The 24,316-nt window shown below is 72.4% G+C and carries 20 protein-coding genes; 14 read left to right on the forward strand and 6 right to left on the reverse strand.

Going from position 1 to position 24,316, the window contains the following annotated elements:
• Position 1 precedes the first annotated feature (1 nt).
• On the forward strand, positions 2 to 2,191 hold the full coding sequence (locus ABS735_RS22560) for an OmpL47-type beta-barrel domain-containing protein (RefSeq protein WP_373900774.1): 2,190 nt from the start codon (positions 2 to 4) through the stop codon (positions 2,189 to 2,191).
• 18 nt (positions 2,192 to 2,209) lie between these two features.
• Here the strand turns inward: ABS735_RS22560 and ligD are convergent, their stop codons facing one another.
• Entirely contained in the window at positions 2,210 to 3,235 is a 1,026-nt protein-coding gene (gene ligD / locus ABS735_RS22565; protein ID WP_373900773.1) for a non-homologous end-joining DNA ligase, read from the reverse strand.
• Between the two features lie 74 nt (positions 3,236 to 3,309).
• On the opposite strand from ligD, the gene ABS735_RS22570 reads away from it, so the two are divergent.
• Entirely contained in the window at positions 3,310 to 4,377 is a 1,068-nt protein-coding gene (locus ABS735_RS22570) for an ATP-dependent DNA ligase (RefSeq protein WP_373900771.1), read from the forward strand.
• Between the two features lie 47 nt (positions 4,378 to 4,424).
• Here ABS735_RS22570 and ABS735_RS22575 read toward each other — a convergent pair whose 3' ends face one another.
• Positions 4,425 to 5,615, reverse strand: a complete 1,191-nt coding sequence (locus ABS735_RS22575; protein WP_373900769.1) for a zinc-dependent alcohol dehydrogenase — start codon at positions 5,613 to 5,615, stop codon at positions 4,425 to 4,427.
• A 212-nt stretch (positions 5,616 to 5,827) separates the two neighbouring features.
• Here ABS735_RS22575 and ABS735_RS22580 point away from each other — a divergent pair, with 212 nt between their 5' ends.
• Positions 5,828 to 6,793, forward strand: coding sequence for a DUF3048 domain-containing protein (locus ABS735_RS22580; protein ID WP_373900768.1), 966 nt, complete (start codon positions 5,828 to 5,830; stop codon positions 6,791 to 6,793).
• 62 nt (positions 6,794 to 6,855) lie between these two features.
• Here ABS735_RS22580 and ABS735_RS22585 read toward each other — a convergent pair whose 3' ends face one another.
• Positions 6,856 to 7,320, reverse strand: coding sequence for a MarR family winged helix-turn-helix transcriptional regulator (locus tag ABS735_RS22585; protein WP_373900767.1), 465 nt, complete (start codon positions 7,318 to 7,320; stop codon positions 6,856 to 6,858).
• Between the two features lie 249 nt (positions 7,321 to 7,569).
• Between ABS735_RS22585 and ABS735_RS22590 the strand changes: the two genes are divergently transcribed.
• The 7 genes from ABS735_RS22590 to pcaDC are packed head-to-tail and all read left to right on the forward strand — an operon-like array spanning position 7,570 to position 14,057.
• Positions 7,570 to 8,325 carry a CoA transferase subunit A gene (locus tag ABS735_RS22590; protein ID WP_373900766.1) on the forward strand — a complete coding sequence of 252 codons (756 nt, stop codon included), beginning with the start codon at positions 7,570 to 7,572 and terminating at the stop codon, positions 8,323 to 8,325.
• Positions 8,325 to 8,969 (forward strand): CoA transferase subunit B, encoded by a 645-nt coding sequence (locus ABS735_RS22595; protein WP_373900765.1) that lies wholly within the window; start codon positions 8,325 to 8,327, stop codon positions 8,967 to 8,969. The genes ABS735_RS22590 and ABS735_RS22595 overlap by 1 nt, the downstream gene beginning before the upstream one ends.
• Positions 8,966 to 10,168: a thiolase family protein gene (locus ABS735_RS22600; RefSeq protein ID WP_373900764.1), complete on the forward strand. Its 1,203-nt coding sequence runs from the start codon at positions 8,966 to 8,968 to the stop codon at positions 10,166 to 10,168. Before ABS735_RS22595 ends, ABS735_RS22600 begins: the two co-directional genes overlap by 4 nt.
• Before the next feature lie 18 nt (positions 10,169 to 10,186).
• Positions 10,187 to 10,960 (forward strand): protocatechuate 3,4-dioxygenase subunit beta, encoded by a 774-nt coding sequence (pcaH, locus tag ABS735_RS22605; RefSeq protein WP_373900763.1) that lies wholly within the window; start codon positions 10,187 to 10,189, stop codon positions 10,958 to 10,960.
• A gap of 6 nt (positions 10,961 to 10,966) precedes the next feature.
• Positions 10,967 to 11,572, forward strand: a complete 606-nt coding sequence (gene pcaG, locus ABS735_RS22610) for a protocatechuate 3,4-dioxygenase subunit alpha (RefSeq protein WP_373900762.1) — start codon at positions 10,967 to 10,969, stop codon at positions 11,570 to 11,572.
• Complete coding sequence (gene pcaB / locus ABS735_RS22615) at positions 11,569 to 12,933, forward strand: 3-carboxy-cis,cis-muconate cycloisomerase (RefSeq protein WP_373900761.1); 1,365 nt, start codon at positions 11,569 to 11,571, stop codon at positions 12,931 to 12,933. Before pcaG ends, pcaB begins: the two co-directional genes overlap by 4 nt.
• A 5-nt stretch (positions 12,934 to 12,938) precedes the next feature.
• Entirely contained in the window at positions 12,939 to 14,057 is a 1,119-nt protein-coding gene (gene pcaDC, locus ABS735_RS22620) for a bifunctional 3-oxoadipate enol-lactonase/4-carboxymuconolactone decarboxylase PcaDC (protein WP_373900759.1), read from the forward strand.
• Positions 14,058 to 14,084: 27 nt separating this feature from the next.
• Here pcaDC and ABS735_RS22625 read toward each other — a convergent pair whose 3' ends face one another.
• Positions 14,085 to 16,763 carry an ATP-binding protein gene (locus ABS735_RS22625; RefSeq protein WP_373900758.1) on the reverse strand — a complete coding sequence of 893 codons (2,679 nt, stop codon included), beginning with the start codon at positions 16,761 to 16,763 and terminating at the stop codon, positions 14,085 to 14,087.
• A 263-nt stretch (positions 16,764 to 17,026) separates the two neighbouring features.
• Between ABS735_RS22625 and ABS735_RS22630 the strand changes: the two genes are divergently transcribed.
• Entirely contained in the window at positions 17,027 to 18,061 is a 1,035-nt protein-coding gene (locus tag ABS735_RS22630; RefSeq protein WP_373900757.1) for a DUF2510 domain-containing protein, read from the forward strand.
• 194 nt (positions 18,062 to 18,255) lie between these two features.
• Here ABS735_RS22630 and ABS735_RS22635 read toward each other — a convergent pair whose 3' ends face one another.
• Positions 18,256 to 18,870: a TetR/AcrR family transcriptional regulator gene (locus ABS735_RS22635; protein WP_164381636.1), complete on the reverse strand. Its 615-nt coding sequence runs from the start codon at positions 18,868 to 18,870 to the stop codon at positions 18,256 to 18,258.
• 207 nt (positions 18,871 to 19,077) lie between these two features.
• Here ABS735_RS22635 and ABS735_RS22640 point away from each other — a divergent pair, with 207 nt between their 5' ends.
• Complete coding sequence (locus ABS735_RS22640) at positions 19,078 to 19,884, forward strand: phosphatase PAP2 family protein (RefSeq protein WP_373900756.1); 807 nt, start codon at positions 19,078 to 19,080, stop codon at positions 19,882 to 19,884.
• Positions 19,881 to 20,867 (forward strand): DMT family protein, encoded by a 987-nt coding sequence (locus ABS735_RS22645; protein ID WP_373900755.1) that lies wholly within the window; start codon positions 19,881 to 19,883, stop codon positions 20,865 to 20,867. Before ABS735_RS22640 ends, ABS735_RS22645 begins: the two co-directional genes overlap by 4 nt.
• 20 nt (positions 20,868 to 20,887) lie before the next feature.
• On the opposite strand, the gene ABS735_RS22650 is transcribed toward ABS735_RS22645, so the two are convergent.
• Positions 20,888 to 22,951, reverse strand: coding sequence for a phosphocholine-specific phospholipase C (locus tag ABS735_RS22650; protein WP_373900754.1), 2,064 nt, complete (start codon positions 22,949 to 22,951; stop codon positions 20,888 to 20,890).
• 199 nt (positions 22,952 to 23,150) lie between these two features.
• Here ABS735_RS22650 and ABS735_RS22655 point away from each other — a divergent pair, with 199 nt between their 5' ends.
• Entirely contained in the window at positions 23,151 to 23,282 is a 132-nt protein-coding gene (locus ABS735_RS22655; protein WP_373901291.1) for a hypothetical protein, read from the forward strand.
• The last annotated feature ends 1,034 nt before the right edge of the window (positions 23,283 to 24,316 follow it).

Below are 24,316 nucleotides of genomic sequence, written 5' to 3' on the forward strand. Positions count from 1 at the left end.
AATGTGGGCCGCGCTGTTGTCCGGTCTGCTGATGGTGCTCGGTCTGCAGGCGACGTCCGCCTCCGGACAGCCCGCGGCGGCGCCCACCGCGGCCGCCGCCGACCAGGTGCTGACCTGGACGGCGGGCGACGACATCACCGAGTACGCGTCGGCGCCCGAGACGGCGGTGGCCGGTCCGGCCACGATCGTCTTCGAGAACAGTGAGGCCACCGGCAACACCACCGGCATGCCGCACACGCTGACGTTCATGACCAGCGATCCCGAGTACAACCAGGACGTCCAGCTCAACATCCTGGCCAACCCGAACGACGACCAGGGCGGCAAGCACACCGCCGAGGTCACCCTCACCCCCGGCCGGTACATGTACCACTGCACGATCCCCGGCCACGGGGAGATGAAGGGCGTGCTCGTGGTGACCGAGGGCGGCGGTGGCGAGGACACCACGGCTCCCGCGACCTCGGCCGAGGTGGGCGGCACGCAGAACGCCGACGGCGCCTACGTCGGTTCCGCGACCGTGACGCTCGCCGCCACGGACGAGGGCGGCTCCGGCGTCGAGCGGATCGAGTACGCGATCGGTGCCGACGGTGCCTGGCAGCCGTACACCACGCCGGTCGTCGTCGACCAGGTGGGCCAACACACGGTGCGCTACCGGGCGTTCGACAAGGCGGGCAACGCCGCGGAGGAGAAGAGCGTCACGTTCGCCGTGGCCGCGCCGGACACCGACGACACGACCGCGCCGGAGACCTCGGCGACGGTCAGCGGTGAGAAGAACCCGGACGGGGCGTACATCGACATGGCGACGGTGACCGTCACCGCCTCCGACACCGGTTCCGGCGTCAACACCATCGAGTACGCGGTCGGCGACGGCGCCTGGACGGCGTACACGGCGCCGGTCATGGTGCACGAGGTCGGCGAGCACACCGTGCGCTACCGGGCCACCGACAAGGCGGGCAACGTCGCGGCGGAGAAGAGCGTCGGCTTCACCGTGGTCGCCGCTCCCCCGCAGGACACCACCCCGCCGGTGACCGGCGCGACCGTGGACGGCACCAAGAACTCCGACGGCGCCTACGTCGGCAGCGCGAAGGTGACCGTGAACGCCGCGGACGAGGGCGGTTCCGGCGTCGCCGGTGTGGAGTACTCGCTGGACGCCGGGCCCTACCTGGCGTACACCGACCCGGTGGTCGTCGACCGCGTGGGCCGGCACACCGTGGCGTACCGGGCGAGCGACAAGGCGGGCAACACCTCCGAGCCGCTGACCGTGAGCTTCTCGGTGGTGGCCGGCGGGGTGCCGGCGCCGCCCTGCCCGGAGTACGACGAGCGCCGGACGGTGTTCGTCGGCACGGTGGACACGGGGGTGCCGAACCGGGTCACCAACAACCGGTGCCGGATCAACGAGATGATCGAGGACGAGAAGGAGTGGACGTCCCAGGCCCTGTTCCTCAAGCACGTCCGTGAGGTCGGGAACGCGCTGCGGGCCGAGGGCGTCATCGACAAGCGGGAGTTCCAGGCGATCAACAAGGCCGCCAGGCAGTCCGGGATCGGCAAGCCCGGCCAGACCGAGGGCTACCGCACGATCCTGGACGGCAGCCAGGAGTCCTTCGCCAAGTGGGAGCAGGTGGGCGGCGGTTCGTTCGGGCTGAACCCGGACGGGTCGATCACCTCGGGCACCTCGAAGGACGGCCTCGGGATGCTGTGGTTCCCTGAGCGCAAGTACGGGAACTTCTCGCTGAAGCTCCAGTGGCGTGACGACGCTCCGGGCACCGCGAACACCAACGGCGGCGTCTTCGTGCGCTTCCCGCAGGTGCACGACCACCCGGAGGAGTCGCGTCCGGAGTGGGTCGCCATCAAGTACGGGCACGAGATCCAGGCGTTCGACAGCCCGACCGGCGACATGTACAAGTCCGGCTCCGTGTACGGCTTCGACCGGGTCGGCCTGGCCGGCGCGGGTGTGACGGAGAAGGGCACCTGGAACGACTACGAGATCCGGGTGGAGGACCAGCACTACTCGGTCTTCCGCAACGGTGTGCTGATCAACGAGTTCGACAACTTCGGCGGCCAGACCTTCTACCCCGAGCGCTCGGACGACCCGGGCACGGACGGGCGGCGGTTCGCCTCCGGCTACGTCGGGCTCCAGGTGCACAGCACCTCGGACGTGATCTCGTACCGGGACATCCGGATCAAGGAGCTGTAGACATCCGGTAGTCGTGGTTCAGTCCGGGCCGGGAGCCTGCTTCCTGGCCCGGCTGGGCTGTACCCGGCTCGGCTCGCCCGGCATCTTCGGATACTCGGGCGGGTACGGCAGATCACCGAGCCCGTGGTCGTGCTCGTCCTTCGTCGCCAGTTCCAGCAGGGCGTCGAGGGAGTACGACCGTTCGTCCATGCCCGCGTGCACGTCGCCGAGTTCGGCGAAGCGCGCGGGCATCGTCGTGATGTCGAAGTCCTGCGGGTGCGCGACGCCCACCTCGTCCCAGGTCAGCGGGGCGGAGACCGGGGCGTTCGGGCGGGGGCGCACGGAGTAGGCGGAGGCGATGGTGCGGTCGCGGGCGGTCTGGTTGTAGTCGATGAAGATGCGCTCGCCGCGCTCCTCCTTCCACCACTTGATGGTGACCCGCTCGGGCATCCGCCGTTCCATCTCGCGGCCGACGGCGATGGCGGCGCGCCGCACCTGGGTGAAGGTCCAGCGCGGCTCGATCGGCACGAAGACGTGGATGCCACGCCCGCCGGACGTCTTGGGCCAGCCGCGCAGTCCGCCGAACTCCTCCAGCACCGCGCGCAGTTCGTGGGCGGCGCGGGCGGCGTCGTCGTAGTCGGTGCCGGGCTGCGGGTCGAGGTCGATGCGCAGCTCGTCGGGGTGGTCGACGTCGTCGCGGCGCACCGGCCAGGGGTGGAAGGTGAGGGTGCCGTACTGGGCGGCCCACAGCACGGCGGCCTCCTCGGTGGGGCACATCTCGTCGGCGCTGCGTCCGCTGGGGAAGGTGATGTGCGCGGTCGGGATCCAGTCGGGCATCCCCTTGGGCGCGCGCTTCTGGTAGAACCACTCGCCGGTCACCCCGTCCGGGTAGCGCTGGAGCGTGGTGGGCCGGTTGCGCAGGGCACGCAGGATGCCGGGAGCGACGGCCTGGTAGTACCGGGCCACGTCGAGCTTGGTGTAGCCGTACTCCGGGAAGAACACCTTCCCCGGGCTGGACAGCCGCACGCTCCGCCCACCCACCTCCAGTTCCACCGCTTCCGCCATGCGAGCCACGGTAGGCGCAGCACGGGAGCTTCGCATATCAGGCATTCCGGAGCGGGGGCGTACAGAATCGGACCATGGATCTCCCCGTCATGCCGCCCATGAAGCCGATGCTCGCCAAGTCCGTGGCGAAGATCCCGCCGGGGATGCACTACGAGGCGAAGTGGGACGGGTTTCGCGCGATCGTGTTTCGCGACGGGGCCGAGGTGGAGCTGGGCAGTCGTACGGGCAAGCCGTTGACCAGGTATTTCCCGGAGCTGGTGGCGGCGTTGCGGGAGCGGTTGCCCGAGCGGTGTGTGGTGGACGGGGAGATCGTGATCGCGCGGGACGGGCATCTGGACTTCGACGCGCTCACCGAGCGGATCCATCCGGCCGACTCCCGGGTGCGGATGCTGGCGGAGCGTACGCCGGCCTCGCTGGTGGCCTTCGACCTGCTGGCCCTGGACGACGAGTCCCTGCTCGACGTGGGGCTGGCCGACCGGCGGGCGCTGCTGGTGCGGGCGCTGTCCGGGGTGACGCCGCCGGTGCACGTGGCGCCGGCGACGGACGACATCGAGGTGGCCCGGCAGTGGTTCGAGCAGTACGAGGGGGCCGGTCTGGACGGGGTGGTCGCCAAGCCGCTCGGTCTGCGCTACCGGCAGGACGAGCGGGCCATGTACAAGATCAAGCACGAGCGGACGGCGGACGTGGTCGTCGCCGGGTACCGCCTCCACAGGAGCGGGCCAGTGGTCGGCTCGCTGCTGCTCGGGCTGTACGACGACCGGGGCGTCCTCCAGCACGTGGGGGTGAGCGCGGCCTTCACCATGAAGCGCCGGGCCGAGCTGGTGGAGGAACTGGAGCCGCTGCGCATGGACGACGCCCGGGACCATCCGTGGGCGGCGTGGGCCGAGGAGGCGGCGCACGAGTCGGCGCGGCTGCCCGGCGCCCCGAGCAGGTGGTCCGGCAAGAAGGACCTGTCCTGGGTGCCGCTGCGTCCTGAGCGGGTCGTCGAGGTGGCGTACGACCACATGGAGAACGGGGCGCGCTTCCGGCACACGGCCCGCTTCCGCCGCTGGCGCCCGGACCGGACCCCCGAGAGCTGCACCTACGCGCAGCTGGAGGAGCCGGTCCGGTACGACCTGGCGGAGATCCTCGGCGGGCCCTGACGCGGTGGGCCCTACGGCGTGCTCAGGCCCTACGGCTTCGTCAGACCCTACGGCTTCATCAGCACCTTGACCGCGCCGTCCTGCTTCTTCTGGAACATCTCGTACGCGTGCGGCGCATCCGCCAGCGGCACCCGGTGGGTGGCGAAGCCGTCCACGCCGAGCGGGTCGTCGTCGGTCAGGTACGGGACGATCTCGTCGCTCCAGCGGCGTACGTTGGCCTGGCCCATGCTCAGCTGGATCTGCTTGTCGAACATGGTCAGCATCGGCATCGGGTCGGCCATGCCGCCGTACACACCGGACAGCGAGATGGTGCCGCCACGGCGCACCAGGTCGATCGCGGTGTAGAGGGCGGCGAGCCGGTCGACGCTGAACCGTTCCGCCAGCGGCCCGCCGATGGCCCGGGGCATCACCGCGGCGGTCTGCTGGACCAGCTTGGCCACGGCGCCGCCGTGCGCCTCGGTGCCGACCGCGTCGATCACGGCGTCGGGGCCGCGGCCGTCCGTCCGGTCCTGGATCGCGGCGACGAGTTCCTTCTCGTTGTCGAAGGACCGCAGGTCGAACGTCTCCACGCCCCGTGCGCGGGCCCGCTCCAGCCGCTCCGGCACGAGGTCGACGCCGAACACCTTGTCGACCCCCTTGAGCCGGGCGATCCGGCAGGCCATGTCGCCGATCGGGCCGAGGCCCAGCACGGCAAGGCTGCCGCCCTGCGGTACGGCGGCGTACTCGACCGCCTGCCAGGCGGTGGGCAGCACGTCGGAGAGGTAGACGAACCGGTCGTCGGCCGGGCCCTCGGGCACCTTGATCGGCCCGTACTGGGCCTGCGGCACGCGCAGGTACTCGGCCTGGCCGCCGGGGATCGCGCCGTACAGGCGGGTGTAGCCGAACAGCGGGGCGCCCATGCTCTCGCCGGTGACCTGGGTGGTCTCGCACTGGGTCGGCAGCCCGGTGTCGCACATGTAGCAGTGTCCGCACGCGATCTGGAACGGCACCACGACCCGGTCGCCGGGCTTCAGGTTGGTCACCTCCGGGCCCACCTCCTCGACGATGCCCATCGGCTCGTGGCCGAGGATGTCGCCCGGTGTCATGAACGGCGTCAGCACCTCGTAAAGGTGCAGGTCGGAGCCGCACAGCCCGGAGGAGGTGACGCGGATGACCGCGTCGGTCGGCTTCTCGATCCTCGGGTCGGGCACGTCCTCGACCCGCACGTCCCGCTTGCCCTGCCATGTCACTGCCTTCATCGCCCCGCGCTCCCTCCGTCGCCGTGCGCGTCGATTTCCGCGTGGCGGCCGGGTACCCCGGGGCCCCCGCGGCCGAACCCGGCGGTCGTTTAGGCCGAACAGCGGATTATCTGCCCCGTTCCGTGTGCCGTATCGGATTCAGTCAGCTATGGCACTAAATGCTTCAAGAAGCGCACAATCAATGACACGGGATGGGTGGACGGATGGCCGGAATGCGAAGAGGGACGCGCAGGGGGCGGTGTGCCGCGCTGCTGACGGCGGCGGTGGCGGTATCACTGGCGGCGGGCTGCACGGCGGGGCCCGGTACGAAGGACGACGGACGGGCACAGGAACCGGAGCGGTCGCACAGCGCGGCCCCCGCGTCCGGACCGGTGCTCGCCGTGAAGGTCGACAACGTGCGCGCGGCCCGCCCCCAGACGGGCCTGGAGGACGCGGACGTCGTCTACGCCGAGCCGGTGGAGGCCGGGCTGAGCCGGCTGATGGCGATCTACGCCACCGAGCTGCCCGAGTCGGTGGGGCCGGTGCGCAGCGCCCGCGAGTCCGACCTGGAGCTGCTCGGCCAGTTCGACCGGCCGGTGCTGGCGTTCTCCGGCGCGCAGAGCAAGCTGCTGCCGCTCATCGACAAGGCCCCCCTGCGCGCGGAGCCGCCGGGCGAGGACTCCGACACCTACGTCCGCGCCGAGGACCGGCAGGCCCCGCACAACCTCTACCTGCGACCGGGCGAGCTGCTCCAGGAACCGTCGGGTGCCACGGCCCTCACGACCGGGTTCACCTACGGCAAGGCCCCCACGGGCGGCCGGGCGGAGTCCTCGCACACGGTGCGCTATCCCTCGGCGAGCTTCACCTTCACCTGGTCCGACAGCCGGGACCGGTGGCTGGTCTCCATGGACGGCAGCCCGGCCGGCACGGCCGACGGCGGGCGGCTGGCCCCGGCCACGGTGGTCGTGCAGCACGTGAAGGTGCGCGAGTCGGACTTCCGCGACTTCCGCGGCAGCAACTCGCCCTACGTCGAGTCGGTGGGCTCCGGTCGGGCGGAGGTACTGCGCGACGGACGCGCCTACGACGCGACCTGGAAGCGCGGGGCGGCCGAGGACGGCACGACCTTCACCACCGAGGACGGCGACCCGCTGAACTTCGCCCGGGGCCAGGTGTGGGTGGTCTTCGCGGGCGCCTCCTGAGCAGTCCGCACCCGGGCTGACCGGTACCGGGCCGACGACGGTACCGGTCAGCCCGTTGCCGGTCAGCCCGTTGCCGTCGTCGGCTCGGCCGGGTTGCGCAGCCCCTCCGCGGCGTCCGCGACCCGGCGCATGAGGTCGATGAAGACCGCCTGCTCGTCGGGGGCGAGCGGGGCGAGGAACACCTGGTTCATACGGGCGATGCGCACGCCCAGCCTGCGGTGGACGCGCAGGCCCTCGTCGGTGAGCCGGAGCAGGGACCGGCGGCCGTCCTGGGGGTCGCGGACCTTGTCGAGCAGCGCGCGGCGGCCGAGCCGGCTGACCACCTCCGCGATGGTGGACCGGTCCAGGCCCACCCGCTCCCCCACCGTGCGCTGGTCCAGGCCCGGCTCGTCGACCAGCGCGTTCAGGACGGCGTACTGCGGCGAAGTGGTCTCCTCGGAGACCATCGTGTTCCACAGCAGGTAGTGCGCCTGCTGCAGCCGCCTGGCCAGGTGGCCGGGGTGGGTGGTCAGATCGACCGCTGCCATGCGCGCACTCCTGTGGTCAGTTTCATCGGTGCACTGACGATACATGGCACGGACAGCGGACATCCGGGAACGCCGCATACGATCTACCTCGCATTTTGCGGGTCTTGACGCCCCGGCCGTCCGATGGCAGCGTGTGGGAAACCTCGCTGAAATACTCAGTGCCCTGACTACCCTGTGAATCCGTCCGGCTGAAACCGTCCGGCGACCGGTTCGCACTCCGGGGCGCGCGGAAGAGATGGGGCTTCTCGGATGGACAAGGTGGTGGCCACGGCCGGTGCGGCGGTGGCCGACGTGCCCGACGGCGCGTCGCTCGCGGTGGGCGGTTTCGGGCTGAGCGGTGTGCCGAACGTGCTGATCCAGGCGCTGTACGAGCGCGGGACCGGCGGGCTGTCGGTGGTCTCCAACAACTGCGGAGCGATGGACTCCGGGCTGGCCGTCCTGCTGGCCGCCGGGCGCATCGCCCGGGTGACCGGGTCCTACATCGGCGCGAACAAGGAGTTCGCACGCCAGTACCTCGGCGGGGAGCTGGAGGTGGAGATGATCCCCCAGGGCACCCTGGCCGAGCGGCTGCGGGCCGGCGGCGCGGGGATCCCCGCCTTCTACACCCCCGCCGGGGTCGGCACCCAGGTCGCCGACGGCGGGCTGCCGTGGCGGTACGACGGCTCCGGCGGCGTGGCGCTGGCCTCACCGCCGAAGGAGGTCCGCGAGTTCGACGGCACGGAGTACGTGCTGGAGCGCGGCATCCGCACCGACTTCGCGCTGGTCCGCGCCGCGAAGGGCGACCGGCACGGCAACCTGGTCTTCGCGAAGTCGTCCCGCAACTTCAACCCGCTGGCCGCGATGGCCGGGCGGGTGACGATCGCCGAGGTCGAGGAACTGGTCGAGCCGGGCGAGATCGACCCGGACGCGGTCCACCTGCCCGGCATCTTCGTCCAGCGTGTGGTGGCCCTGACGGCCGAGCAGGCCGCCGACAAGAAGATCGAGAAGCGGACGGTGAGTTCCTGATGGCCTGGACGCGTGAACAGATGGCCGCGCGGGCCGCGCTGGAGCTGCGGGACGGCCAGTACGTCAACCTCGGCATCGGCCTGCCCACCCTGATCCCGAACTACCTCCCCGAGGGCGTCGAGGTCACCCTGGAGTCGGAGAACGGCATCCTGGGCACCGGCCGGTACCCCACCGAGGCCGAGGTGGACCCCGACCTGATCAACGCGGGCAAGGAGACGGTCACGGTCCGGCCGGGCGCCGCCTTCTTCGACTCGGCCCTGTCCTTCGGCATGATCCGGGGCGGGCACATCGACGTGGCGGTGCTCGGCGCGATGCAGGTCTCCGCCACCGGCGACCTCGCGAACTGGGCGATCCCGGGGAAGATGATCACCGGAATCGGCGGCGCGATGGACCTCGTCCACGGCGCCCGCACCGTCATCGTGGTCATGACGCACACCGCCAAGGACGGCTCCCCCAAGATCCTCGAGGAGTGCGCGCTGCCGCTCACCGGCAAGGCGTGCGTCAACCGCGTCATCACCGACCTCGGCGTCCTCGACGTCACCGGGGACGGCCTGGTCCTGGTGGAGACCGCCCCGGGCGTGAGCGCCGACGACGTCGTCGCCAGGACCGACGCCAAGCTCGTCGTAGCGGAGGGACTGAAGTGAGGGACGTCTACATCGTCGACGCGGTGCGCACCCCGTTCGGCAAGTACAACGGCGGCCTGGCGGGCGTGCGCCCGGACGACCTGGCCGCGCACGCGATCCGTGAACTCCTCGGCCGTACACCCGGCCTGGCCCCGTCCCGGATCGACGACGTGTACTTCGGCAACGCGAACGGCGCCGGCGAGGAGAACCGCAACGTCGCCCGCATGGCCGCCCTCCTGGCCGGCCTGCCCACCACCGTCCCCGGCGTCACGGTGAACCGGCTGTGCGCCTCCGGCCTGGAGGCGGTGATCCAGGCCGCCCGCGCCATCGCCGTCGGCGACGCCTCGGTCGCGCTGGCGGGCGGCGTGGAGTCGATGACCCGGGCACCGTACGTGCTGCCCAAGTCGGACCGGCCCTTCCCCGCCGGGCACACCGAGATGTACTCGACCACCCTGGGCTGGCGCATGGTCAACCCGGCGATGGACCCGCAGTGGACGATCCCGCTCGGCGAGTCGGCGGAACTCATCGCCGACAAGCACAAGATCGACCGCGAACAGCAGGACGAGTTCGCCCTCGCCTCCCACCGGAAGGCCGCCCGCGCCCAGGCCGACGGCCTGTTCGACGCCGAACTGGCCGCCGTCCCGGTGCCCCGGCGCAAGGGCGACCCGGTCGACTTCGCCACCGACGAGTGCGTGCGCCCGGACGCGTCCCTGGAGGCGATGGCGAAGCTCCGGCCGTCCTTCCGCAAGAGCGACGGGACCGTGACCGCCGGGAACGCCTCTCCGCTGAACGACGGTGCCGCGGCGCTGCTCCTGGTCGACGAGGAGGGCCTGCGGGCCACCGGACGCGAGCCGCTCGCCCGGGTCTCGGCCACCGGCGTCTCGGCGACCGACCCGCAGTACTTCGGCCTCGCCCCCGTCGAGGCCGTGAACCGCGCGCTCACCAGGGCCGGCCGGAGCTTCGCCGACCTGGACGTGCTCGAACTCAACGAGGCCTTCGCCGCCCAGGTGCTGGGCTGCGTCGCCGAGTGGCCCGAGTTCGACCCCGCGGTCCTCAACCCGCAGGGCGGTGCCATCGCCCTCGGTCACCCCCTCGGCGCCTCGGGCGCCCGCCTCGCCGGCACCGTCGCCCACCAGCTCGCCCGCAAGGGGAGCGGTACCGGCATCGCCACCCTCTGCATCGGTGTCGGCCAGGGTCTCGCCCTGGTCCTCGACCGCTAGTCACCCACGGGAACTCCCATGACTCTCACCCAGCACGACATCGACGCGGAGATCGCGGCCGAGCACGCCGCCTACGAGAAGCGGGTCGCCGACGGCGGGCCCGTCGAGCACCACCCGCGCCGCGACTACGCCCCGTACCGCTCCTCGGTGCTGCGCCACCCGAAGCAGCCGCCGATCGCCATCGACGTCACCAAGGACCCGGAGCTGGTGGAGCTGGCCTCCCCCGCCTTCGGGGAGCGGGACATCACCGAGATCGACAACGACCTGACCCGGCAGCACACCGGGGAGCCGGTCGGCGAGCGCATCACCGTCTCCGGTCGCCTCCTCGACCGCGACGGCAAGCCCGTTCGCGGGCAGCTCGTGGAGATCTGGCAGGCCAACTCGGCCGGGCGCTACGCGCACCAGCGCGAGCAGCACGACGCGCCGCTGGACCCGAACTTCACCGGCGTGGGCCGCACCCTCTCCGACGACGACGGCTTCTACCGCTTCACCACCGTGCAGCCCGGCCCCTACCCGTGGCGCAACCACGTGAACGCCTGGCGCCCGGCGCACATCCACTTCTCCGTGTTCGGCTCGGCGTTCACGCAGCGCCTGGTCACGCAGATGTACTTCCCGAACGACCCGCTGTTCCCGTACGACCCGATCCTGCAGTCGGTGACGGACGACGCCGCGCGGCAGCGGCTGATCGCGACGTACGACCACAGCCTGTCGGTGCCGGAGTTCTCGCTCGGCTACCACTGGGACATCGTGCTCGACGGCCCGAACGCCACCTGGATCGAAGAAGGACGCTGACCCGCCATGACGAAGATCGACACCAGCATCCCGGAGCAGGTGCTGCCCACGCCGTCGCACACGGTCGGCCCCTTCTACGGGTACGCGCTGCCCTTCCGCGGCGGCGAGGACATCGCGCCCGCCGGGCACCCGGACACGGTCACCGTGCACGGGTACGTGTACGACGGCGAGGGCAACCCGCTGCCGGACGCCCTGCTGGAGCTGTGGGGGCCGGACAGTGAGGGCAACGTGCCGACCGCCGACGGCTCGATGCGGCGCGACCCGGCCTCCGGCGGCTTCCTGGGCCGCAACGGCGTGGAGTTCACCGGGTTCGGGCGCATACAGACCGACGCGAACGGCCACTGGTACGCGCGGACGCTGCGGCCGGGGGCTCGGGGGCACAGTGCGCCGTACGTCAGCGTGTGCGTGTTCGCGCGCGGGCTGCTCGTGCACCTGTTCACCCGGATCTACCTGCCGGGCGACGAGGCGGTGCTCGCCGCCGACCCGCTGCTGTCCCGGGTGCCGGCCGGGCGCCGCGACACGCTGATCGCGGCGGACGAGGGCCGCGGGACGTACCGTTTCGACATCCGCCTTCAGGGCGAGGGCGAGACGGTCTTCCTGGAGTTCCAGTGACATCACCTGCCGAACCCGCCGAACGTCCCACCGATACCGACGCCGACCCGAGCCTGCTCGCCCCCGGGTGGGCGGGCTCGCCGGCCGCCGCCGCGACCGGGGACCGCGCGTATCTGCGGGCCCTGCTCGACGCCGAGGCGGCGCTGACCCGTGCCCAGGCCGCGCTGGGGCTCGCCCCGGCCGAGGCGGCGGAAGCGGTGAGCGCGGCCGCCGCCGACCCGGCCGCCTTCGACGTACGTTCCCTGGCCGAGCGCGCCCGGGGCGGCGGCAACCCGGTCATCCCCCTGGTGGCCGACCTGACCCAGGCGGTCGGCGAGCCGTACGGGCCGTACGTGCACCGGGGCGCGACCAGCCAGGACATCCTGGACACGGCGACGATGCTGGTCGCCGCCCGCACCCTGGACCTGCTGCTGCCCGACCTCGCCCGTACGGAACGGGCGCTCGCCCGGCTGGCCGCCGAGCACCGGGACACGCCGATGCCGGGCCGGACCCTCACGCAGCACGCCGTGCCGACGGCCTTCGGGCTGAAGGCGGCCGGATGGCGCTCGCTGGTGCTGGACGCGCGGGACCGGATCACGGCGGTGCGTGACGCGCTGCCCGCCCAACTCGGCGGCGCGGCGGGCACCCTGGCCGCCTTCGAGGCGTACGGTGCGACTGATCCGACCGCGCTGCCGACGGCGTACGCCCGTGAACTCGGGCTGCGGGCACCCGCGTTGCCGTGGCACACCCTGCGTGCTCCGGTCGCCGACCTGGCCGGCGCCCTCGCCTTCACCGCCGGGGCGCTCGGGAAGATCGCCGTGGACGTGCTGACGCTGTCCCGCACCGAGATCGGCGAGGTCGCCGAGGGCAGCGGCGGCGGCTCGTCGGCGATGCCGCACAAGGCCAACCCGGTGCGGTCCACGCTGATCGCGGCGGCCGCCCGGCGCGCGCCGCAGCTCGCCGCCACGCTGTACGGCTCGCTGGCCGCGGAGGACGAGCGGCCGGCCGGGGCCTGGCACGCCGAGTGGGAGCCGCTGCGGGACCTGCTGCGGCTGACCGGCGGCGCCGCGCGTGACGCCGCCGAGCTGGCCGAGGGGCTGCGGGTGCGCCCGGACGTGATGCGCGCGCACCTCGGCCTCACGCACGGGCTGATCGTGTCGGAGCGGCTCTCGGCCGAACTGGCGCCGGTGCTCGGACGGGCCCGCGCCAAGGAGCTGCTCACCGAGCTGGCGGCGCGTACGTATGCCGAGGACCGGGACCTGGGCGAACTCCTCGCAGAGGTCGGGGAGTTGCGGGATCTCGACCTCGGTGCCCTGACCGATCCCGCCCGCTGTACGGGCGCCGCTGCCGCCCTCACCGACCGTGCTCTGGAGCGACGTTGACGACCATGCTCAACCACCTGTCCGAAGGCCCCGCCTCCGCTCCCCCGCTGCTGCTCGGACCCTCGCTGGGCACCTCGTACGCGCTGTGGGACGCGGTGGCGCCCGAACTGTCCATCGGGCACCGGGTGATCCGCTGGGACCTGCCGGGGCACGGAGGCTCGCCGGCCGACCTGATCGGGCCCGGCGCCACGGTCGCGGACCTGGCCGATCTGGTGCTCGCGCTCGCCGACTCCCTCGGGGTGGAGCGCTTCGCCTACGCCGGGGTGTCCCTGGGCGGCGCGGTGGGCCTGCACCTGGCCGTGCACCGTCCGGAGCGGGTGTCGTCGCTGGCGGTCGTCTGCTCGTCGGCGCACTTCGACGGCGCGAAGCCGTGGGAGGAGCGGGCCGCGCAGGTACGCGAGGAGGGCTTGGCACGGCTCGCTGAGAGCGCGGACGCGCGGTGGTTCACCCGGGGGTTCACCGTGCCGCGGCTGGTCCGGGACCACCGGGACGCCGACCCGGGCGCGTACGCGGCCTGTTGCGACGCCCTGGCCGCCCTCGACCTGCGGGACCGGGTCGGGGAGATCTCCGTGCCGACGCTGCTGATCGCGGGGCGCGAGGACCCGGCCACGCCGCCCGCGCATCTGCGGGAGCTGGCCGACGCGGTGCCGGGCGCGACGCTGACCGAGATCCCGGGCGCCTCGCACCTGGCGCCGGCCGAGCGTCCTGAGGCGGTGCTGACGGCGCTGCGGGCGCACTTCGACGGCGGCGCCGAGCGGGGCATGGCGGTGCGGCGCGAGGTGCTGGGCGACGCCCACGTGGACCGGGCGCAGGGACGGCAGACGCCGTTCACCGCCCGCTTCCAGGACTTCATCTCGCGCTACGCGTGGGGCGAGATCTGGACCGACGAGACGCTGTCGCGCCGCGAGCGCAGCATGGTCACGCTGACGGCGCTGGTCGCGCACGGCCACTACGAGGAGCTGGCCATGCATGTGCGGGCGGCGCGGCGCAACGGGCTGACGGCCGACGAGATCGGCGCGGTACTGCTCCAGACGGCCGTGTACTGCGGGGTGCCGGCCGCGAACTCGGCGTTCGCGACGGCCCAGCGGGTACTGGCCGAGGAAGCGGACGGCGCGGCGGAGTGAAACGCCTCGGCCCGCCCTGACGGGCCCTCAGCCCGCGTGCCCCACTGCCAGGGCCTCGCGGGCGCGGGCCACGAGTCCGTCGGCGCCGCACGAATCGGCCAGCGCCAGACCCCGGTTCAGCTCGGCCGACGAGCGGGCCGCGATGCCGTACTCCACACGGGCGGCGGCGTGCTCGTACTGGCAGGGCGAGGCCTCCAGGTAGGTGACGGCCTGGGCGGCGAGCCGGACCGCGCGCTGGCCGGTCTCCAGTGCGGCGGCGCAGCGCAGGGCCTCTCCTATGGCCGTGTCCGTGCCGAAGCGCTCGGCCTGGCGGCGGGCGTCGGTGGCCAGCCGGGCGGCGCGGCCGGGGTCCTCGCCGGCCAGCGCCCGGGCCAGTTCGGTCGCCCAGGGGACCACCACCGGGTTGTGCCGGCCACGCGCGGCCGCCACCTTCTCGGCGGCCTCCAGTTCGTTGATGCCCTCCTTGGTGCGGCCGGTGGCGAGCAGCAGGCGCCCGCGCACCGGGCGGGGGTCGGGCAGCACGATCGTCGACGGGTACGGCGGTGCGAAGCCGTACTGTTCGGCGACGGTCCGGGCCTCCTCGACATGGCCGCGGGCGAGCAGGGTGTCGACCAGGTTGCAGGTGGCCGACCAGTACAGCGGCAGCCCGCGGCCCACGCGTTCGGCGATGCGCAGTGACTCGCGCAGGGACTGCTCGGCCTCCCTGAGGCGGCCCCTCCTGCGGTGGCCGAGGTCGACGTAGGCGTGCGCGAGGGCGAGGTGGCCGCCGCTCCAGCCTGCGCTCTCGTAGGCGCGCAGGGCCTCCGTGAACAGTGCCTCGGCGCGGTCCAGCCGGTCGGCGTAGGCGTAGGAACTGGCCAGCATCATGGGCAGTTCCAGGCCCCACTCGGTGTCGGTCCAGCCGAGTCCGGGGGCGAGGCGGCCGTTGACGAGGGCGCGGTCGCACAGTTCGACGACCTCTTCGGCGCTCTCTCCGTGGGTCATGGCGTCGAAGCCGCGCAGGATGAGCAGGGCGCGCTCGGCGTTGTCGCGGCCGGTGCAGGTGGCGGCGAGTTCGGCCAGGCGGGCGGAGCGGTGGGGTGAGGAGGTCTCGCCCGCGTGGATGCCCTCCCACATGTACTGGGCGGCTTGAAGCCGCAGCCGCGCGGAGGGGTCGGGGTTGCGTGCGGCCTCCGCCTCGACGGTGCGGACGGCCTCCTCCAGCTGGTCGTTGTGGAGCAGGGCCTGGGAGAGCCGGAAGACGGCGTCGACGCGCTGCTCGCCGTCCAGCCCGGGCATGGCGAGCGCGGTGCGCAGGTGGCCGATGGTGGTGGCGGGCGCGGTGAGGAGCGTGGCGCAGCCCAGTTCGAACAGTACGCGCGCGTGGGACTCGGGCAACGGCGGTTCCTGCAGCGCGCGTTCGAGGCAGCGGCGGGCCGCGTCGGGGGCTCCGACAGCGAGGTGTTCGCGAGCTGCCTCGCGCAGTTGGGCCACGACTTCCTGGTCGTCGTCGGGATACACCTGGAGCAGATGACGGGAGGCGGCCGCGGCGCCGAGTCCGGAGTCGGTGACCAGCTGGGCCGCTATGCCGTGCATCGCGGTGCGCAGGGCGTCGGGGATGGAGTTGTAGACGGCGGTGGCGATCAGCGGGTGGACGAACTCCAGCTCGTCCGCTCCCGGTTGCCCGGCGGCGGTCTCCGGCACGGACAGGATCCGGGCGCCCCGGAGCAGTTCCGCGCAGCGGGCGGCGTCGGCGCGGTCGAGGGTGGCGAGTCTGGCCACCATGTCGACGGTGATGCCGCCGCCGAGGATGGCCGCGGCCCAGGCGAACCGGGTGGAGTCGACGCCGAGTTGCTCCAGTCGGGCGACGAGGCCGCCGCCGCGGGCGGAGCGGTTCAGGGCACGCAGTTCGGCGGCTTCCGCCTCGATGGGTTGCAGTTCGCTGTCCTGGACCTTGGCGAGGAGTTCGACGGTCTCGTAGGGGTTGCCGCCGGTGACGGCCCACACCTCGCGGCAGAACGCGGCCTCGGCGTGGCCGCCCAGGGTGGCGCGGGTGAGTCCGGCCGTCGCGTCGGGGGTGAGGGCGTTCAGCGGGGCGAGGGGCCGGCCCATGGCGCTGGCCGCCTCCAGGTGACGGGCGCTGTCACCGCTGACGTCGCCGGGGCGTCGGGCGATCACGACCAGGACGGAGGTCTCGTCGAGCCGTTCGGCGAGGGCGGCGAGCCAGCGCAGGGTCTCCTGGTCGACCCAGTGGGCGTCGTCGATCATCAGCACCAGCGGCCACTCCCGGCGGGCGAGCCGGCGTACGGCGGCGACGAGGCCGTCGCAGACGCCCTGCGGGTCGGCCTGCCGCTCACCGGGGTCCGCTATGCCGAGGGCGGGGCCCGCGATGTCGTACCAGTCGCCGAGGTACTCGCGGGCCTCCTCGGGGAGCATGGACACCAGGGCGGGCTGGAGCAGTTGGCGCACCACGTTGAAGGGGACGGACCTGAGGGTCTCGCCGCCGCGTGCCGACCAGACGGTGCAGCCCCGGGCCTCGGCGATGCGGCGGGTCTCCGCGAGCAGTGCCGTCTTGCCGACCCCGGCCTCGCCGCGGGCCTCCAGCAGGGTGCCGGGGGACGAGCGGTCCGCGCACAGGGTGTCGACCGCACGCGTGATGGTGGCGACTTCCTCGTCGCGCTCCCAGAGGGAGGCCGAGGCGGTGCCCGCCCGCCGTACCTCCGTCATCCCGCTACCTCCCCGAGTCGCCCGAATGACGTACAGAGCCTGAGCCTAGCCCTCCGATCGCGCAAGTGGTGGGCCCTCCGCCGACCAGTTGCCGTGACGGGTGACATGCGGTAAAGCGTGAACGACGCCCCGGGCCCGTCATCAGCGGCGGTGCGGTCGGGCGCCCGTCAACCTCTCGCGGCGCGGGGTGCCGTACCGGCCGGAACCGGGGGTACGACCGGCCCTCTCATCCGGCTTTCACCGACGCCTCATACGGTGGGCACATGACGCAGGCGACTCCTCCCGGGTGGTACCCGGACCCCGGACAGAAGAATGACGGTCCCGCCACCGAGCGCTGGTGGGACGGCACGGCGTGGACCGGCCAGGTGCGCCCGGCGGGAGCGGCCGCCGCATGGGCCCCGCCCGCGCAACCGCCGGTTGTTCAGCCACCGGTGCAGAACACCGCGCCCGGGCCGTATCCCGTGCACCCGGGGTATCCGGGCTTTCCGGTCCAGCCGCCGTCGGCGCGACGGCGGCGGCTGCGTACCGGCATAGCCGTCGCGGCGGCCGTGGCGGTGCTGGCCGGCATCGGGGTCGGCGTGTACGCGCTCACCGACGACGGCTCGGGCGGCAACAGGGCGGCCGGCTCGCAGCAGGACCGGCCGGGCCCCGGCGACCGCAACGATCCCTTCGGCGACTCGGGCGGCGACAACGGGGACAACGGCGGCGGCGAGGACAGCCCGTGGCCCTCGCCGGACTCCCCGGACCCGTCGGAGCCGCCCACGATCGACAGCGGTTCGGTGACGGACGCGTTGAGCGGGATCAGCCTGCCCGTCCCGGACGGCTGGTCGGGGCAGGAGTTGCAGGTCGGCGCGCAGGTGACGTCGGACGACGCCTACAAGTGTCCCGGCGACACCTCCAAGTCCTGCACGAAGGGCGGTGCCTACTCGGCCCCGGCGATGCTGCTGGAGACCGAGGGCAACACCGCGGAGGAGGTCGCGAAGGCCGACATCGCGGCGAACGCCGAGGAGTCCTACGGCCAGGAGTCCTACGGCAAGATCACCTCGCACGACGAACTGGCCTCCAAGGCGGTCACGGTCGCCGGGCAGAAGGGCTACCTGGTCCGCTGGAAGGTGGTCACCGCAAAGGGCTCCGACGGCTTCGTCGAGTCGCTGGCGTTCCCCTCGCCCGCCGATGCCTCGCAGATCGTCGTCGTCCGCTTCGGTGTCGACGTCGACCAGAAGCAGACGGTCATCGACGAGATCACCAAGGGCATCGAGGTGGACACCGCCGGCGGCGGCAGCGGCCAGGACGTCTGACCGGCCCGGCCGTACCTCGGGAGGTACGGCCGGAAAACGGTCCGGCCGACCCGGCCGGAAAACGGTCGGCCGGGTGGGGCGCCCTTCCGCTCAAAGGGTGCCCCACCCGGCCGGGGGTGCGCGCCGCCCCCGTCCCCACGGTGCGGCGCGGGCAGGCCACCGTCCAGTCATCCCGTGGACGGCGACCTGGGTCTTCAGGGGAGGCCGAGCGCCGGCAGCACGACGGCCTCCACGAACCGGACGAGGTACGCCGCGTCGGCCTGCTCGCCCTCCAGGACGGGACGCATCCGCAGCATGCCGAAGAGCTGTGCGGGCACGTACTCCAGCGCCGGATGGCCGGCCGGGACCTCTCCCCGTGCCACGCCGCGCGCGAGGATCGCCCGGAGCGCGGCGATCTCCGGCTCGACGAGCGCCTCGCGCAGCGCGCACTTGAGTTCCGGGTCCTCCATGACGGCGTGGCCGAGCGCCTGGAGCAGCCCGGTGTCCTTGCCCGCCCCCTCGCCCGCGGCGGCGGCCGCCCGGCGCAGGTCCTCGGCGAGCGACCCGGTGTCGATGTCGGCGAACCGCACCCGGCTGTTGGAGCGCAGCGCGGCGGCCACGAACTGGGGCTTGGTCTTCCACTGCCGGTAGAGCGTCGACTTGCTGCACCGGGTGCTGGCGGCGATGCCCTCCATGGTCACGGCGTCGTAGCCGCAGGAGCGGAGCTGGTCGAGCACGGCGTCGAAGAACTCCTGCTCACGCTCCGGCGTGATCTTGGAGCGGCGCGAGGTGCCGACCGTTTCCGGTCGGTCCGCGTCCTGCGACGTCATCGGCCCTGCTCCTTCTCGCTCGCTCGCACACGGAAGCCGTGCCCGGCCCCGCACCCAGTGTGTCGTATGTCTATCGATACGCCAGTGTACCGGTACACCACCGTATCGGTACACTGGCGTATCGGAACGAGGCCGTATCGATGAGAACCGTCACACGCCCCGTACCCGATGAGCCACACGCACCACCGTCAGCGAAGGGGCCGGGGGATGAATGCCCGCAGCGAGCCTGCACAAGCGGGGCCGGACGCGCCCGCGCGCCCACCACTCGTCCGCGAGCTCCTGCTCGTGGCCGGACTCTTCCTCGTGTACAAGTTCGGCCGCCGACTGGCGACGGGACACACCGCCGAGGCCTTCCGCAACGCCCACCACGTGTGGGACTGGGAGCGCGGGCTCCGGCTGCCCGACGAGGGCACGGTGCAGTCGCTGCTCCTGCACGGCGACACGCTGATCCACGTGGCGAACACGTACTACGCCGCCGTCCACTTCCCGGCCACCCTGGCCTTCCTGGTCTGGCTCTACCTGCGACGGCCCGCGCACTACGTCTGGGCCCGCCGTGTCCTGGCCGCCGTGACCGGCGCCGCGCTGGCGCTGCACCTCCTCTTTCCGCTCGCCCCGCCGCGCATGCTGGGGGCCACCGGCCTGATGGACACGGCCCGGGTCTTCGGCCCCTCGGTCTACGGCCCGCCGCGCACCGACTCGTTGTCGAACCAGTTCGCGGCGATGCCCTCCCTGCACTTCGGCTGGGCCCTGATGCTGGCGATCGGTCTGATCGTCGCGACGCGGTCGCGCCGGCGGTGGCTGTGGCTGCTGCACCCGCTGGTGACGCTGCTGGTGATCGTGGGCACCGCGAACCACTACTGGCTCGACGTCGTCGTGGCCGGGGCCCTGCTCGGCCTCGCGCTCGCGGTGCTGCGGCTGCCGCACCGGCCGCGGTGCACCCTGCCCCACCGGCGGCCCGAGGTCCGGCGCCGGTCGTCGGCGGAGCGTCCCGAGCTGGTCGGGGCGGCCCGGTGAACGCCGCCCTCGTCGCCGTACTGCTGTCCCTCGTCTCCGCCTGCGCCTACGCCGCCGCGGCCGTCGCCCAGGAGCGGCTGGCCTCGCGCGCCTCCGGCGCCGGTCCGCTGCGGATGCTGGCCTCCGGCGCCTGGTGGTGGGCGGTCGCGCTCAACGCCTCGGCCGCGCTGCTGCACGTCGTGGCGCTCAAGTACGGTCCCCTGACCGTGGTCCAGCCGCTCGGCGCCCTCACCCTGGTCGCGGCGGTGCCCCTGGGGGCGCGGCTGGCGGGGCGCCGGGTGAGCGCGATCGAATGGCGGGGCACCGGGCTGACGCTGCTGGGTCTCGGCGCGCTGCTGCTCACCGCGTCCGGTCCCGTACCGGACGACGTACTGAGCGTGCCGGAGGCGCTGACGGTGTCCGGCGCGACGGCGGCACTGATCGGCATGCTGTCGTGGCCCGGCGCCCGGCCGGGACTGCGGCACGCGACGGCGTCCGGCATCGCGTCCGGCGTCGCCTCGGCGCTCACCCAGACCGTGACGGTCGCCGTCACCGACCGGTCGGGCCCGCTGCTGAGCGTCCAGGTGATCGGCGTGGCCGTGCTGGTGGCCGCCTTCGCGGCGGGCGGGCTGCTGCTGTCCCAGACGGCGTACCGGGGCGGTCTCGGCGCCCCGCTCGCGGTGGTGACCCTGGCCAATCCCGTGGCCGCCGCCGTGATCGGGCTGTCCCTGCTCGGGGAACGGCTCAGGGGCGGCGCGGGCGGCGTGCTCCTCGCGCTGACCGGTGCGGCGCTGGCCGCCTGGGGGGTGCTCCAGCTCAGCCGGGCGACCCCGGCCCCGGGACGGCCCGAGCCCGCCGGCGCGGTGCGCGCCGGATCGGTGCCGGTCCGTCCGGCGCCCGGGGTGCCGGCGCCCGAACCGGAGCCGGAGGGGCCGAAGCAGGTCGGGGCGGTGCTGGTGCCCCGGCAGCCGGGGCCGGGGCCGGGGCACCTTACGCGGCTCTAGCCCCGGGCCCGGCCCCCGCCTCAGTCCGTGATGATCGCCGGGTCGCTGATCCCCGGCCGGCCGTTCTCCACATGACCGGCGAAGCGCCGCAGGAAGGCGGGGTCGGCCTCGGAGGTCACCGTCACGTCGTACCAGCGCCGGCTGCGCGCGAGGTCGACGGTGTGGTGCACGGTGGCGCCGGGGCGGACGGCGAGGGTCCGGGAGCGGCCGTCGTGGGCGTTCGCGATCCGGAGCCGGACCGTGCCGGTTCCGGTGTGGGTGAGGGTGAGCCGGAGGTCGTCGCCGTGGTGCCGTGCGGTGACCTCGGGTCCGACGGGTCCGGCGGCCTGGTTGGGGCCCCGGAAGACCCGCAGGAAGCCGGCCGGGCCGTGCACGGTCAGGTCGTAGGAACCGCCGGAGTACGCCGAGTTCCAGGTGTCCGCGATGTGCTTGCCTGCCTCGGTGGTGTACGTCCAGGGGCCGTCGGTGCGGTTGCCCGAGGTGACGAGGAAGGCGGCGCCGGCCCGGGCCCCGGAGGCGAAGGCCAGCGTGAACTTCCCGGCCGCCGCGTCCACGGCACCGTCCACGTAGGGGTCGTACCGGAGCGGGCGGGAGGGACGCGTCCCGCGTTCCTGCCGGGGCATGCCGGGGTCCGCGGGCGGCGTCGGCCGGTAGTCCGGGTGGCGTTCGCGGTCCGGCGGCTCGTAGGCGTCGGTGTCCGGCAGGCGGGCCGGGCGGCTGTCCTTGCGGGAGAAGTCGAAGGCGGAGGTCAGATCGCCGCAGATGGCACGGCGCCACGGTGAGATGTTCGGTTCGCGGACGCCGAAACGGCGCTCCATGAAGCGGATGACCGAGGTGTGGTCGAAGGTCTCGGAGCAGACGAAGCCGCCCTTGCTCCACGGCGAGACGACCAGCATGGGCACGCGCGGACCCAGCCCGTAGAAGCCCTCGCGGTGGGTGCCGCTGCCCTCGAAGACGTCCAGGGAGACGTCGACGGTGGACCGGCCCTGCGCGGCGGACTTCGGCGGCAGCGGCGGTACCACGTGGTCGAAGAAGCCGTCGTTCTCGTCGTACGTGATGAACAGGGCCGTCTTCGCCCACACCGCCGGGTTGGAGGTGAGCGCGTCCAGAACCTGGGAGATGTACCAGGCGCCGTAGTTCGAGGGCCAGTTGGAGTGCTCGGAGAACGCCTCGGGGGAGGCTATCCAGGAGATCTTCGGCAGCCGGTCCGCCTTGACGTCGGCGCGCAGCCGGTCGAAGTAGCCCTCGCCGCTCTTGGCGTCGGTGCCGGTGCGGGCCTTGTCGTACAGGGGGTCGCCGGGCTTCGCGTTCCGGTACTTGTTGAAGTACAGCAGGGAGTTGTCGCCGTAGTTGCCGCGGTAGGGGTCGTCGATCCAGCCCCAGCCGCCGGCCGCGTCGAGGCCGTCGCCGGTGTCCTGGTAGATCTTCCAGGAGATCCCGGCCGCCTCGAGACGCTCGGGGTACGTCGTCCAGTCGTAGCCGCGTTCGTCGTTGCCGAGGACCGGGCCGCCGCCTGCGCCGTCGTTGCCCGTGTGACCCGACCACAGGTAGTAGCGGTTGGGGTCGGTGGAGCCGATGAAGGAGCAGTGGTAGGCGTCGCAGACGGTGAAGGTGTCGGCGAGCGCGTAGTGGAAGGGGATGTCCTCGCGGGTCAGGTACGCCATGGTCGTGGTGCCCTTGGCGGGCAGCCAGCGGTCGTACTTGGCGTTGTGGTAGGCGTCCTGTCCGTCGGACCAGCCGTGCGGGAGCCCTTCGAGGAACTGCATGCCGAGGTCGTCGGCCTCCGGGCGGAACGGCAGCACCTCCGTACCGTCGGCCTTGCGCTGGTGCCACACCGACCTGCCGCCGTCCAGCGTCACCGGGTGCGGGTCGCCGAAGCCGCGGACACCGCGCAGGCTGCCGAAGTAGTGGTCGAACGAACGGTTCTCCTGCATCAGGACGACGATGTGCTCGACGTCCTCGACCGACCCCGAGCGGTGGTTCGCCGGGAGCGCGGCCGCCCGGTCGATGCTCGCGGACAGGGCGCTGAACGCCGTGGTGGCGCCCGCGAGTTGGAGGAATCTGCGCCGGTTGACTTCGGCCATGGGGTGAGGGACCTCTCGCCTTGGGGGGATTCAACCGGCCGGACGGTGCCGGATGATGACGGTGCCGGATGATGACGGAATGCGCGCGAAAGGAGTGTTCCAGGAGCAGCAAACGTCAGGGAAGGGTCCGGTGGCGCTCGTGTGAAAGTCACCGGTACGCGAGGTGTGGCGGGCCCGCCGTCCGGGGATGGTCGCGATCATGACAGGCATGGACACGGACGCACCAGCACCTCCGGCCCGACGGCCCGTACGCCAGCTCCTCGCCGCCTCGGTGGGCAACGCCGTGGAGTGGTACGACTGGTTCGTTTACACGGGCACACCGTCAGTCTAGGAGACTGGGCCTGACCTGCAAAGAGCCAGGTGAGGATGACCGCGGGAGCGATGCCGCATGTGCAGGTGTCGCAGGCTTTCGCCCTCGTCGGCCACATTCATGCTGACCCGTTGCTGACTTTACTGACGACCCGTCACTCCACCTCGCGCGAAAGATCCGCGCGACTCCCCGCCCACCCAACACAGCGATGCGACCTGGATCGCTGAAGTGACACCAAGTGCAACAGGAGCCGACGCAGTTACCCACCCCCTCCCCTGGAACATCCCGGACCAGCACGGCCTCAGAGGTGAGCGAGTACCCAAGAGATCGGAACGCCCTTGCGGACGTGGGGTGTTCGGATCCCCCCAAGCACTTGTTGGTGAAGTACAAGGAGACGGCGCGGGGCGGGCTCGCGGTGAACATCATCGAGTGCTAGGCGGATGGGCCCTGACCAGCGCGTTCGTATCTTTCGGCGCTGTCAGGGCCTTCCCTGTTTACGCGGCGGAAAGTCCCTGGAACCTCCCTGGGCCAGACGTGAAAGTCCCTGAAAAGTCCCTGGGATGTCCCCGGGGGACTTCGCTGCTTGCGGTTGGGTACGGCCGACATCAGGACCGAGCCAGCGCTCTTGCCGTCTGAGGGTATGAGTGCAGTGGGCACAGCCAGGTAGCGAAACCTACGCATTACGAGACCGAAAGCGTTCATGTCGGGTGGTGTCGCGTGATGTTGCCTGGTGACGTTTCCCCTGATCAGACCATGTGAGGCAGGTCTTCCCGTGCGGCCTCGTGCTGGTTCGTCCGAAGGCGTCTGTCCACCGGCCGTCCACCGGAGCGCGTCTCCACGCGGCTCCGAGTGACCACCTGATTGCGCTGCTGGAGCGGCCGATACCGATTTCGTGCGCAGTCCGACGTGCTTGTCGAGGCCCGACAACCGCCGCACGCGCTCCAAGCGACGTTCGATGCTGTTCTCTGTCGGGTCGGCATCGCGGGCACGGCTCGAACCCGTTCGCCGGCAGCGCTTCACCGACCACAGGGCAGCCGGTCAGGTAGATCATGGCA

This window comes from Streptomyces sp. MMCC 100 (genome assembly GCF_041538145.2).
GTDB lineage: Bacteria > Actinomycetota > Actinomycetes > Streptomycetales > Streptomycetaceae > Streptomyces.

Coding starts and splice junctions, on each gene's coding strand:
- ABS735_RS22560 (WP_373900774.1), top strand. CDS start 2: ATGTGGGCCGCGCTGTTGTCCGGTCTGCTGATGGTGCTCGGTCTGCAG.
- ligD (WP_373900773.1), bottom strand. CDS start 3,235: ATGGCGGAAGCGGTGGAACTGGAGGTGGGTGGGCGGAGCGTGCGGCTG.
- ABS735_RS22570 (WP_373900771.1), top strand. CDS start 3,310: ATGGATCTCCCCGTCATGCCGCCCATGAAGCCGATGCTCGCCAAGTCC.
- ABS735_RS22575 (WP_373900769.1), bottom strand. CDS start 5,615: ATGAAGGCAGTGACATGGCAGGGCAAGCGGGACGTGCGGGTCGAGGAC.
- ABS735_RS22580 (WP_373900768.1), top strand. CDS start 5,828: ATGCGAAGAGGGACGCGCAGGGGGCGGTGTGCCGCGCTGCTGACGGCG.
- ABS735_RS22585 (WP_373900767.1), bottom strand. CDS start 7,320: ATGGCAGCGGTCGATCTGACCACCCACCCCGGCCACCTGGCCAGGCGG.
- ABS735_RS22590 (WP_373900766.1), top strand. CDS start 7,570: ATGGACAAGGTGGTGGCCACGGCCGGTGCGGCGGTGGCCGACGTGCCC.
- ABS735_RS22595 (WP_373900765.1), top strand. CDS start 8,325: ATGGCCTGGACGCGTGAACAGATGGCCGCGCGGGCCGCGCTGGAGCTG.
- pcaH (WP_373900763.1), top strand. CDS start 10,187: ATGACTCTCACCCAGCACGACATCGACGCGGAGATCGCGGCCGAGCAC.
- pcaG (WP_373900762.1), top strand. CDS start 10,967: ATGACGAAGATCGACACCAGCATCCCGGAGCAGGTGCTGCCCACGCCG.
- pcaDC (WP_373900759.1), top strand. CDS start 12,939: ATGCTCAACCACCTGTCCGAAGGCCCCGCCTCCGCTCCCCCGCTGCTG.
- ABS735_RS22625 (WP_373900758.1), bottom strand. CDS start 16,763: ATGACGGAGGTACGGCGGGCGGGCACCGCCTCGGCCTCCCTCTGGGAG.
- ABS735_RS22630 (WP_373900757.1), top strand. CDS start 17,027: ATGACGCAGGCGACTCCTCCCGGGTGGTACCCGGACCCCGGACAGAAG.
- ABS735_RS22635 (WP_164381636.1), bottom strand. CDS start 18,870: ATGACGTCGCAGGACGCGGACCGACCGGAAACGGTCGGCACCTCGCGC.
- ABS735_RS22640 (WP_373900756.1), top strand. CDS start 19,078: ATGAATGCCCGCAGCGAGCCTGCACAAGCGGGGCCGGACGCGCCCGCG.
- ABS735_RS22650 (WP_373900754.1), bottom strand. CDS start 22,951: ATGGCCGAAGTCAACCGGCGCAGATTCCTCCAACTCGCGGGCGCCACC.
- ABS735_RS22655 (WP_373901291.1), top strand. CDS start 23,151: ATGACAGGCATGGACACGGACGCACCAGCACCTCCGGCCCGACGGCCC.